This window comes from Pelagicoccus mobilis, assembly GCF_016595505.1.
GTDB lineage: Bacteria > Verrucomicrobiota > Verrucomicrobiia > Opitutales > Opitutaceae > Pelagicoccus > Pelagicoccus mobilis.
The window spans coordinates 38,451-51,232 of record NZ_JAENIL010000031.1; the positions used below are offsets into that span (position 1 = coordinate 38,451).

At 53.1% G+C, this 12,782-nt stretch carries 6 protein-coding genes; 4 read left to right on the plus strand and 2 right to left on the minus strand.

Annotated features, from left to right (window positions below; all coding sequences use genetic code 11):
- The first annotated feature begins 171 nt into the window (after window positions 1-171).
- From JIN87_RS16580 to JIN87_RS16595, 4 genes are all read left to right on the plus strand, one after another.
- A complete protein-coding gene (locus JIN87_RS16580; protein ID WP_200356711.1) occupies window positions 172-4,398 on the plus strand; it encodes an FG-GAP-like repeat-containing protein in 4,227 nt (1,408 codons plus the stop codon).
- Between the two features lie 22 nt (window positions 4,399-4,420).
- Window positions 4,421-5,476 carry a Gfo/Idh/MocA family protein gene (locus JIN87_RS16585; protein ID WP_200356712.1) on the plus strand — a complete coding sequence of 352 codons (1,056 nt, stop codon included), beginning with the start codon at window positions 4,421-4,423 and terminating at the stop codon, window positions 5,474-5,476.
- A 33-nt stretch (window positions 5,477-5,509) separates the two neighbouring features.
- Window positions 5,510-6,271 carry a sugar phosphate isomerase/epimerase family protein gene (locus JIN87_RS16590; RefSeq protein WP_200356713.1) on the plus strand — a complete coding sequence of 254 codons (762 nt, stop codon included), beginning with the start codon at window positions 5,510-5,512 and terminating at the stop codon, window positions 6,269-6,271.
- A gap of 209 nt (window positions 6,272-6,480) precedes the next feature.
- Window positions 6,481-7,917: a PQQ-dependent sugar dehydrogenase gene (locus tag JIN87_RS16595; RefSeq protein WP_200356714.1), complete on the plus strand. Its 1,437-nt coding sequence runs from the start codon at window positions 6,481-6,483 to the stop codon at window positions 7,915-7,917.
- A 150-nt stretch (window positions 7,918-8,067) separates the two neighbouring features.
- Here the strand turns inward: JIN87_RS16595 and JIN87_RS16600 are convergent, their stop codons facing one another.
- Entirely contained in the window at window positions 8,068-9,333 is a 1,266-nt protein-coding gene (locus tag JIN87_RS16600) for a M23 family metallopeptidase (RefSeq protein WP_200356715.1), read from the minus strand.
- A gap of 281 nt (window positions 9,334-9,614) precedes the next feature.
- Window positions 9,615-12,776: a TonB-dependent siderophore receptor gene (locus tag JIN87_RS16605; RefSeq protein ID WP_200356716.1), complete on the minus strand. Its 3,162-nt coding sequence runs from the start codon at window positions 12,774-12,776 to the stop codon at window positions 9,615-9,617.
- Between the last annotated feature and the right edge of the window lie 6 nt (window positions 12,777-12,782).

The window sequence follows — 12,782 nt, forward strand, 5'->3', positions numbered from 1 at the left end:
GAACGGCTACTCCGGGCCGAACGCTCCATTTATCTGGTTAACTACGCACCCTTTATCACAGCAATCACGATCAAATCGCCCGACCTTTACCCGTAAAACGACCTTATCCCTTGAAGGCGTTTTCTCCCCCAGTTTCAAACGGGCTACGACGCAAACCGAAAGCAGTCCCGTATGACCCCCAATTTCAACAAATACCTCTTCCTCTTTCTCCTCAGTTCCGCGCCGCTCGCGGCAGAATTCCAGGATGTCAGCCAAAGCGCTGGGCTACTCAATGTTCAGGCCCAAATCGAGGATGACATAGACAACCATGGAGGCTCCGCCGCAGTCGATGTCGACGGCGACGGCTTCACCGACATACTGCTCGCCAAGTACCAATCCCCTCCATTGCTCTACATGAACAATGGCGACGGCACCTTCACCAACGAAGCGACGGAACGTGGACTGGCCGAGGCGATCGACGCTGCTGCTTTCGGAGCTGGCGACCTCGACAATGACGGGGATCCCGACCTGCTAATCGTCCCCTACCAATCGAATCGTTTCTACCTCTATCTCAACGACGGTTCGGGGAACTTTACCGAAGCGGCGATAGAGCGCGGCGCTGACGCCACCGTAAAACAAATCCCTCACGACGGATATAGCGTAGGCCTCGTCGACTACAATCGGGACGGTTACCTCGATATCTACGTCAGTCAATGGGGGATCGAAGCCACCTTCGAAGCGCACAAGCACTCCGTCCTCCTGCGCAATCGAGGAAAAGAAGCGCCCGGGCATTTCGAAAACGTAACCCGCTCCGCTGGCCTCGACCCCGCCGATTTCGGGAACTCTCAATGGAACTTCTCTTCCGGATGGGCAGACTTCGACGAGGACGGTTGGCCGGATCTCGCGCTTGTGGCAGACTTTGTGAGAAGCAAGTTGTTCTGGAACAACGGAAATGGAACATTCGTCGAAACCACCCAAGCCTCAGGCGTCGGATTGGATAAAAGCGGGATGGGGGTCGCCATTGCCGATTACGATGCCGACGGTTTGCTCGATTTCTATGTCACCGCAATTTTCGACCAGCTTCATTGCGAGACGGACGACGCTTGTTCCGGCAGTAAACTGTACCGCAACATCGGCAATCGCCAATTCGAGGAAGTTTCGGAGGCCATGGCGGTCGATCGTCCCGGCTGGGGTTGGGGCGTCTCCTTCTTCGAATACGATAATGACGGGGATTTCGATCTCATCGTAACCAATGGAATGCCCGTTCCCGACAACCCCCAGGCAAATCCCGCCTCGGCTGACGACCCAACCACCCTCTTCGTCAATCCGGGCGACGGCACCGCTTTCCTCGACCAGACCAACGGATCCGGAATCGACGATATCGGATACGGACGCGGCATTCTCGTCATAGACTACGACAACGACGGAGACGAGGACCTCATCGTAGTCAACGCCTTCAGCAACCCCATCGTCTATCGCAGTGACGCAAGCGAAAACGGGAACGACTGGATACGATTCAGCTTCGAAGGAATCGCATCCAATCGCGACGGCATCGGGGCTCTCGTCCGCGTGACTGACGGGGCGAAAACACAAACACTCGTCTTCAATCCGACGAATGCCTTCATCGGGCAGCGTGAAGCCTTTCTACACTTCGGACTAGGTGCAAGCGACGGCACGATCGACACCGTAGAAATTCTCTGGCCCTCAGGTATCGAGCAGACGCTTTCGAATGTAAGTGCAAATCAATTACACCATATCGTCGAGCCCACCGATTCCGAACATCCCCCCTACTTCTCCTTCCACCCCGAAGTAGAGGGACTATTGGGAATCGGAGACTCTATCCACCTCAGGGTCGAAGCTCACGCATTCCCCCAGCCTACGATCCAATGGTTCAAAGATGGCGTTGAAATCGTCGGAGCAACAAGTCCAACGCTTCATATCAAGAGCCTAGCCAACTTCGATGAAGGCAGCTACTACGCCGTCGCTACTTCCGGCGAAACCACCATTCAAAGCGAAGCTGTAGACATCGCTCTCGACTACGATATCGATGAACACTCCGTCGCTCACTGGTGGAACGAGTTCATGCTCGAAGCGATTAGACGAGATTTTCCCGATCCAACCAAGCACGGCCGAAATCTCTACCACGTATCCGCCGCCATGTGGGACGCCTTCTGGCCTTATGAGCAAGAGCAATGGAGCAATGCCGCCGCCGTCTTCCACCAGGAAAACATATCCCCCTCCGATTGGGGCGAAGACCGTCTCGCCACTCAAGAAGAGGCGATCAGCCATGCCGCCTACACAGTACTGAACGCTCGCTATCAAAATAGTCCCGGTGCGGAGTCCTCTCTCTTCGGCTTTCGCTGGCTCATGCAGCAACTTGGTTACGATCCGGACGATACCTCTGTCGAAGGCAACAGTCCCGCTGCAGTCGGCAATCGCATCGGAAACGCCGTCCTAGAGATCAACTACCATGACGGATCCAACGAACTCAACGACTACGCCGACACAAGCGGCTACGAAGCAGTAAATGATCCCATGCCAGTTGAGCTTTCCGGAACCGAAGTGGTGGATATCAATCGCTGGCAACCCCTCCTCTTTCAGAACGCCGTATCCCAAAACGGGATACCAATAGGAGAACTCACCCAAACATTCCTAGGCGTCAATTGGAGGGAGGTGGATACCTTCGCACTCCAAAAGCCGACCTCTAGCACAATTGCCTTCGACCCCGGACCGCCCCCTCAATATCCCGATCAAAGGCAGGCCTTCATCGATTCAACTGTCGAAGTAATCCGCTTCTCCTCGTATCTAGATCCTCAGGACGGCGAGATGATCGACATATCACCCGGAGCGAGACTTAACAACCCGCTCGGAACCAACGACGGTACGGGTCGCCCTACTAATCCTTTCAACGGCCTAGCGTACCAGCCTAATCTCGTTAAACGCGCCGACTACGGTCGCATCCTGGCTGAATTCTGGGCAGACGGTCCTGCATCCGAAACCCCTCCGGGACATTGGAACACCCTCCACAACGAGATCACCCAAAGCCCCTTTTTCGAGCGCAAGTTCATGGGCCGAGGCGAGGAACTCTCAAAACTCGAATGGGATGTTCGCGCCTACCTCGCCCTCAACGGCGCCATGCACGATGCCGCCGTTGCCGCCTGGACGCTCAAGCGCCAGTATGACTATTCCCGCCCCATAACGATGATCCGCTACTTCGGCGGCAACGGCCAATCCAGCGACCCGAACCTTCCCTCCTACCACCCGGACGGACTGCCTCTCATCCCCGAGCTCATCGAGCTCATCACAGACGAAAGCGCCGCCGAAGGTCAACGCCACCACCACCTCGCCTCCTCTGTCGGAAAGGTCGCCATCCGTTCATGGGCAGGCGAGCCTGACAATGCGGATACAGGAGTTGGAGGCGTCGATTGGATTCTTCCCGAGGACTGGTTCCCCTACCAACGCAGCACCTTCGTGACTCCCGCCTTTGCCGCGTTCGTTTCCGGACACAGTACCTTTAGCCGAGCCGCAGCGGAAGTCATGACCCTGCTCACCGGCGATCCCTTCTTCCCCGCTGGAATGGGACAATTTCTCTTTCCTAAGAACGGTTTCCTCGAGTTCGAGCAAGGCCCAAGCGAAGATGTCATCCTCCAGTGGGCCACCTACTACGACGCCGCAGACCAAGCTGGAATTTCTCGGCTCTACGGAGGCATTCACGTTCGGGCCGACGATTTCATAGGCCGCACCCTCGGATCCCGCATCGGAGTGGAAGCCTTCGTGAAGTCCTACTCCTTACGTCACCAAAACGCTGGTTATAAACCTTTCGATTGGGTCGAGATCGAACAGGACCTAATCACCGGTACGGATTTTACCAATACACGTTTGGACCTAATAGATAACGGATTACCGTTCCGACTTTCCCATTCAGTAGAAGAGGCAAGCTCTAACCCCAGCGAAGCGATTTCGTTCATCCCGCCAACAAACGGTTCTAAGATGAAATGGCTCATTCAAAGCGATCACCTCATTGGCCTTGAACTCTCCGGACAAGCAAACGCCAACGATCCACTCACACTCGAATTCGCGATCACACAACAGGCGCCCAAGATGCTCCTTCTCACCGGGAGCTCCACGGAGATATCCGCAGCTGAAACGGACTCATTCTCACTCACTGTTTTGCAGCTCATCGATAATGATTGGGTTGAGCACGATCACAATCCCCATTGGTTGGATACAGATCTCTCCTCGGTTAGCGCTTCACTAGCGAGAAGGCACAACGGCGACACCGCTCCAGAAGATTTTCAAATCAGCGACACCCTCTTTCTCGAAGAAGGAGTCTATCGGGTAGAATTGTTCCCGACGGATTCAAGCGAGACGGTGAGTCTGCAGATACTCAGCCCGCTTTCTCTCGCAAATAACAACTAACACAATTTCACTCAAAACGTATATGTCAGAAATAAGATTCGGATTCATTGGTACCGGAAAGATCGCTTACTCAAGCGCCGAAGAACTCCTCTCGCACGAGAACGCTAGCTTGGTCGCAGCCCAAGATCTCAGCGCGAAACGCCTCGGAGAATTCGCCGACAAGTTTGCAGTCGAAGAACGCTATGCTAACGCTGACGACCTGTTCGCGAGCCCTAACGTCGATGCGGTCTACATCGCTGTACCCAACAAATACCACGCCCCGCTGGCCATCGCCGCCCTAAAGGCTGGAAAACACGTGATGCTGGAGAAGCCTTTCGCGATGAACGCTACAGAAGCAGAAGCAGTCGTTTCCGCTGCCAAAGAGTCCGGCAAGCTTTTCACCCTCGGCATGAACCAACGCTTTCGCGAAGATTCGCAAAAGATACGCAATCTCGCAACGGCCGGAAAGCTTGGCGAAATCTACTACGCTAAGGCCTATTGGTTCCGCAGATCTGGTATCCCAACTTTGGGTACTTGGTTCGGTAACAAAGAACTCGCCGGAGCAGGAGCGATCAACGATATCGGCGTTCACCTACTCGACCTATGCTTGCACACGATCGATAACTTCGACCCTGTTTCCGTATCCGGTCGTACCTATACAAAATTCGGAAACCGTGGCCTCGGCGGCGGGGGTTGGGGCATTTCGGACAAGTCAGACGCCCCCTTCGACGTAGACGACTTCGCAACGGCACTCATTAAGATGAGAAACGGGGCCACCATATCGCTTGAAGTCTCCTGGGCCTGCCATACTGAGAAAAACGACAAGATGGATGTAGAAGTCTTTGGTACGGAGGCAGGGGCCTCACTCTACCCGGCGAGGCTCTACAAATCAGACACCTCCACCGGTGAATACCAAATTGTCGAAGACGTAAACGCTCCCGTATCCATGAAGCACTCTAGCCGCTTCCACAATTTCACGAACGCGATACTGGGAACTGAGGAACTAGCCGTCCCTGCCGAACAAGCGCTCGTCATCCAAAAAATCCTAGACGCCATTGCGGAGTCTAGCTCCACGGGAAAAGAAGTCACCCTCAGCTAATTTGAATCTAAACCATATATCCTCACCCATAAAATGAATCTCTTAAACGAACTTGCCGTACAAAGCTTCTGCTTTCGAAACATCACCGAAAACCAGTCGGTCGCAGGAAAGGTAAAGGAAATCGGACTCGAGCGGGTCGAAGTTTGCCGCGTGCACGCTGACTTCCATGCAGTCAACGACTGGAAGGACATCGTGAAAATCTACAATGACGCTGGCGTATCCATCGTATCCATTGGCGTAGAAACCTTCGATGGTGAAGATCGCGACGAAGCCATTTTCGAATCTGCTGCCCTCGCGGGCGCAAAGCAGATCTCCTGTCACTTCAAAATAGAGACGTTCCAAAAAGCGGTCGCTCAGGTGAAGTCTTGGTCCGAACAATACGGCGTCGACGTCGGTATTCACAATCACGGTGGATACATGTTCGGAGGCTGCCCAGACATCATCAACTATCTCATCGAGCTGGGATCTCCCAATATCGGACTTTGCATGGATACCGCATGGGTGATGCAAATCGGACCGCAAAGAGGAAATCCAGTCCAATGGGCGAAAGACTACCGAGGAAAGATCAAGGGAATCCACTTCAAGGACTTCACCTTCGCGCCGAACGGGCAATGGAAAGATACCATCGTCGGCGAAGGCACCCTCGATCTGAAGGGACTCGTCAGCGAACTTGAGTCCCAAGATTTCTCTGGCGTATCCATTCTCGAATACGAGGCAGACCCAGACAACCCAGTTCCCGCTCTGAAATCGTGCGTGGAGAAAATGAGAGAAATCACTTCCTCACTATCCGTCTAAGGCATCACACCTACTACCCAAAGGTTTGATCTATTCCGGTGCTCGCTCAGGCGAGAACCGCGCAAGTCGGTGAGTCGCTTACGACATAATTGCCACGCAGTATCGGAAAGATGGCGGGAGTGTCGGATGCGACTCGCTAACGACCCGATCTCTCGCTTGAGCCGCACCTCGCTATTTCGACGGACCTGAACAGAACTTCCCTACCGCTTATGGAAACCAAGAACGCATTTCCGTTTATCATCGCTTCACTGCTCGCCCCTGCGCTCTCAGCCCAGTACGAAATCGGCACGGGAAAAGTGAGCGAGCTCTTCAACGCAAATTGCGCCAGCTGCCACGGCGAAAACCTGATGGGCGGCCAAGGTTCGTCGCTCGTCGACGATGTCTGGGCTTACGGAAGTTCCGACGCCGATATCGCGCGTGTCATTGCTAACGGAATTCCAGACACGGCGATGATTCCCTGGAAGACATCTCTTTCAGAGAAACAGATTCGATCCCTCGTCATCTACATCCGCGAACAAGGCCAAATCGCGGCTCAAAAAGAGCTTCCTGGCGACCATTTCAAACCCGAAAATGGCGTCTTCAAATCGCAGGAACACAATTTCACCCTCACAAAAGTGGGCGAAGGCGAAGGCATCCTCTGGGCTCTCGAATTCCTTCCTGACAACACCATGCTTGTCACCCAACGTGACGGCGTGCTTTGGAGCTTCAAGGATGGCAAACGAAGTAAGATCGAGGGCATTCCCGAAGTCTGGCAACACGGACAAGGAGGACTTCTCGAAGTCCAGAAACACCCCAACTTCGAAAACAACGGTTGGATCTACCTCGGTTACAGCGAAAACGTCGGAGGCAAAGAAAACGGCATGGACGCGGGGATGACCGCCGTAGTCCGTGGCCGCATACGCAACGGCAAGTGGGTCGACGAACAGAAAATCTACAATGCTCCCGCAGAACTCCACATCAGCGCGGCGTATCACTACGGGACACGCTTCGTCTTCCAAGACGGCTATCTCTACTTCGCCATCGGCGACCGTGGACGCCAAAATCAAGCACAAGACCTGAGCCGCCCCAACGGGAAGATACACCGCATCTTTGATGACGGCCGCGTCCCAACCGACAATCCTTTCGCCAGCATTCGTGACGCCCTCCCAACTATCTGGTCCTACGGGCATCGAAACCCACAAGGTCTCGATGCGCATCCAGAAACCGGTGACATCTGGGAAGTCGAACATGGACCACGCGGTGGAGACGAAACCAATCTAATCCAACGCGGACTCAATTACGGCTGGCCCGTCATCACTTACGGGATGAACTACAATGGTACCCCCATTACCGATCTTACTGAAAAGGAGGGGATGGAGCAGCCCAAACACTACTGGAATCCATCGATCGCCATCTGTGGAGCTGACTTCTACGAAGGTGACAAATTCCCAGCTTGGAAGAACAACTTTTTCGTGACCGGCATGGCTTCGCAAGAAATGCACCGACTCGTGATTGAAGAAGGTAAGGTTGTGTCCGACGAGGTCGTGTTTAAAAATCAGGGACGTGTGCGCGACATCTACAGCGCTCCGGACGGACATCTCTACGTCCTCCTGATCCAGCAGTCCCCGCTCGTCGGCAGCATCTACCGCCTCGATCCCTTGAACTAGAGCCCTACCCTCCCCTTGTCCGCTCCCAAGAAGCGACAAACCAGGAGGCTGATACCTTTTGCGAAGGGTATCGGACAGCTACAAAATGTTAAACAAGCGAAGGCCCTTGGATTTCCAAGGGTGCTTTCATATTTGACCGGAATCGAGCCACTACGGCGTCTTTGTTCGCCGGTCCAAAAAGCAAAAGGACAGCTCACTCAACGAGGCGTAGTCCCGATCATTTTTCAGATAGATCCGAATCGTAAGCCGGCCGTCTTGCACCGAAACAATCCGCTCCCTACTGCGTCGGAATTCGTTTGCCGACATGTCGAATACGCCCACATCCATCGATTCAAACTCTATCCTTTGCCAAGTGGGTTTCGCTACATCGCCAAGCAAAGCGCTCACCGCATAGCGACCATCGGGAACCACGATTTCAAATTCGTAGTAGTCCTCTGGATTTTCCGCTTCAGAAACCGTTCCCTCGAAGAGTTTCTTCTTCAGCAAGGCGCTTGAGAAATTATCCCCGCTCTCAACCGGCTCAACTTTCTTCGCCGGACACCAATCGCCTAAGTTCCATCCGTATCCAAGCAATGGATCAAATGCGTTCAAACGCTTCACGTTCTCAACCACAGCCCGATTCCGAGCAAAGGGCCAAGCTCCCCAAGTCCAGCTTTTGGGGCGAGGTTCCAGATCCCCGTTCCAGAGTTCGTACAGCATAGGGAAAAGCGTCACGCTGTTTCCATATCGATTTTCGTAAGTCGGAGTTTCGCCCCAGGCAACCAGGCTCAGATGCAAGTGCCCCCAACGATCATCACCCCAAATATAGCCCAAGCGTTGCCCCGCAACCAACTCCTGCCCCTCTACGATCTCAATGCTCGACGTTTCCATGTGTTGATAGATGTAATACACTCCTGGCATCGAGGCGCTTTCCAGGCAAAGGCAAGCTTGCTCGCCGCTGTGTTCCCTTATCCACACCAATCTACTATCTTCCATCGCCACCAAGGCATCCACCCGATTCGCCTTGCCATTCATCAGGCTTATATCCGTGCCTTCGTGCTGCCGCCACGGGCTCAAAAAAGCAAAGCTATGACTGGACTCCGCCATCGACCATTCAAAGCCGTCCGAACGATCCACCGGAAAAGTAAACGTTTCGGGATCAAGCAACGGATCGTTAGCGTTTGAAAGGCAAAAAAGGGCGTCCTTTGTTACGGCATTCCGTGAACCATAGGGTCCTCGAACTGTGTAATTAGCCATTCGTTTCGTATCGCAAACATAGATACGCACGCCATTCAATCTGACCGGTAGAACTCTTCGTGCGATCGGAATCCGCTCGCTCTCATCATCTACCCGAATCTGAGCCCAATCGCTATCAATTGCTTCCAACTCCACTTCGTGCCCTAAGAACTCGAAAGATTCGCCCACCGCCAGATTCACGAACAATTGATTCCCGATTATTCGATTTTCTCCCAAAGGGACAGCTCTCTCCGAACCAACGAGTCCCGACCCAAAGAGGCAAATCAAAAGACCTGCAACCAAGCATTTGGTAAGAAGTCGAGAAACGTATCCAATTCCTCCTAATAAATACAAACTTTTCATAACTTACATAACTAGAACTGTATTCAAAATACAAAGAGCGCCCTAGCCTAGCTAGGACGCCCCGATTTTAAATCAATCTAGATTATTACTACCTAATATCCAGATACTGTTAACTAAGACTAGAACGAAATGTTAGCGCTGATGGTATAGCTTCTTGGTTCCAAGAAGTAGTAGAAAGATTTAACTTCATCTAAATCCGGATAGTAGCGAGACCCGAGCACCTGCTCATCATCGTTTTCGAGAGCATTGTTAACGTTTAGCTGAAGACGTACATCGGACTCACCCCACTTGAACTCGTAGCTAGCCATCGCATTGTAGATCGCATAGCTACCACCCCAGAAGGTGCGAGGATTTGGGTTCTCTACGGAGCCTGGGTCAACACCAAGGATTGCATCGCCCTTGTAGTTAACACCCGCTCCAACTGTAAGTCCCTTGAAGTTTCCGTCACTGAAACTGTACGCAGTAAAGAGATTTGCATTCTTCGGACGGTGATTCACCTCACCAAGACCTTCACTCGCCTTAGTGAAAGTAAGGAACCCATCGAGTCCATTCACCAGATCTCCCACTGTGTTGTCACCAAGGAAACCAGGTTGCGATTCGAAGTCGTAGTTAAGGCTAGCGTTGGCCATCCAAGTGTCGCGATGCTTCGCCATATACGCCTCTAGTCCAGTACCGAGGTTTGCGGTAGTAGTCTCTCCGTCGCTGTAGTTGAAGGAGATTCTCCAGTTATCGACTGGGTTGGCTACCAATTCGAACTCTATACCAGAAGACGCTTGAGACTTTGTTTCCGAACCGCCCACATGATGGCCAAGCGGGTTTTCCAAGTCTGTTTCCCAGAGAGGATCGCTTGGATCAGTACGGCCCGCCGCAGCGTTATCTATAGCAGTCCAAATCGCGTTTATATAAATGGGTACGTTTCCACTACTTAAACCGGTTACCGCATTATCTTGCGATGTTTCGTAGTAGGCAACCGTAGCGTAGACTCTGTCGTTCACGTTCACCTTCACGCCAACATCACGCCCATTTCCCTTAAGCGGACCAATTTCCATGGATTCGCGAACCAGTTCATCCTCGAATCGCTTAGCGCCATTCTGCGTCATGAAGTTCGTGGACTTGTTGGCAAACACACGGAGCCAATCGGCACCTGGCACTTGGTAAACCAAGCCAACTGAATAAGTATCGTCACCATCCAGCGGTGATGTCCAAGCCTCTCCCAAGCCTAGGATTTCGTCGGGCATCGTTTCCGAGCGAGCTGCAGCACGGCCAGAAGCGGATGGATCGTCACGGCGGATTCCGGCTGTCGTGATTAGGCGGTCGTTTAGCAGTCTGCTCTGTACAGCGAATGCCATGGAATCGATTTCGTATTCGCTGTATCCAGTATTTTGAACACGAAAGCCTGCTTCGAATTCATGTCCAAGACTTGGATCAGCCCCCCAGAGAATGCTCTTGGGCAAAGGAGTAGTCCACGGGTCCGGCATACCGCGGTCCGCTAGATTGGGCGAGAAGTAGTCCACGTGGAAGGAACGGCCTGGGTAATCGGTACCATTGAATATTTGATCGGTACGGCTACGGTTTGGCGATACATTGGTTTCCCGGCTCTGTTCGTAGAAGGAGGAAGTAGTCGAACGCTGGGCGAACGCCATCAGAGTGTGCTGACCAGCGCGGTCACCGAGATCAAGGTCATAGCTCGCGGTCACACGCATGTCTTCCTGCTTTTGGGTCCGATTCGTTTCCTGAGGGTAAGAGGTCATGATCGCCATGTCCTGCATCGGATTATTGATAAGCGAATCGAAGATCATCGTTCCGATACCAGGACCGGGCTCGCCACGCTCCGGGTGGTCGAGGATCAAGGTAGCGTCATATGTGCCATCGTTGTTGAACGTCGGCAAGGTGCTCATGATGTCCTTGTTGAACAAAATTCCATTGAATCCCAAGGTTGAGCGGTGGCGGCGGTCATTCGTCGATTCGTTCATCGTGAGATTGATATTCAACTTCTGACCAATCCGCTGATCGATGGAGAACCCATAGGTCTCATAATCATTGAACTGACCTTCACCCGATCCACCCGGATTGAGGTTTCGGGGAAGAGATGGATCGTTATAGAACTGAGGGATATCGAAGACGTTGACCGCACCCCCTGATTTACGGTAGTAGCGTTGGCCGAGCTGGCGAGTGCCCACTTCGATATACTTGCCTGCCAATGGGCCCGTTGTCATCAAGATAGTCGGAGTACCCAAGTGGTGCGAGCGACGCTCGAACTGGTCTGGATTATCCGGCGTCCAAAAGTCGGGCAACCCGTTGGAGTCCGGATTGATTCCGAAGCCCCACCAACCCGCTTGAGGAAGATTGTCTCGCTTCTGCGTGTAGTTGTCGTCGCCATCAGTCCAAGGCGACTCTGGCGTACCGTAGTCGAAGTAGTGAGAACCGTTGAACTCCCACTGCGTCACACCATCTACAGGCTGCCAAGGGCGCGCGCGATTCTGGTCGAGTTCACCCATCTCCAATCCGAAACGAAGCGTCGTCGAATCAGTAGGCCTGAATGTTGCCGCTAAGGCATAGCGCTCCTGGTCGTCCTTCGCAAAGTCCTTCCAGCCGTCCTTCTGCTGGTTCAGGTAATTGAAGCGAACACCGAGCTTATCTTCGATCAATACTTGGTTTGTATCCAAGGTATAGCGCTGAAGTCCATAACTACCAAATTTCGCTCCAATCTCGTGATCCTCGGATTGAGTGGAAGCGCGCTTCGCTTGGATGTTAACGACGCCACCGGGACCTCCGATACCAAAGATCAATGAGTTCGGGCCGCGAGCCACCTCTACACGCTCAAGATTGAAGGAATCTGACGCGATAAGCGTGGGGAAGTAGTCACGCGTTGCCGCGACATTTCTGTATCCACGAATCTGGAAATTGAACTCGTTGCCAACGAGGCCGTTTCCTGTCACCGCGCCAGCGTCAGTGGCGCCGCCACCGATATCGTTACCGGCATTGAGCCCGTAGACCATCGATTCATTGACGTTATCCGCGCCAATATCATCCAGGAACTGCTCCGTCATTACCGACAGAGCGACTGGAGTCTCCTCCAAAGAAGTCGCCAAACGACTGCCTGCGAGGGTAGCACCCGCACGGTAAACCTTGTCGTCATCGGCAGAAACCTCGAAGGGAGAGAGTTCGAATATTTCCTCTTCATCCGAAGAGTCATCTTGAGCGTAGGCCGACATGCCGACGCCAAGCGCCAAGAAACTTCCGAGCGCGTATCTAAACTTAGGTTTATTTAGATTAATCATAGGGTA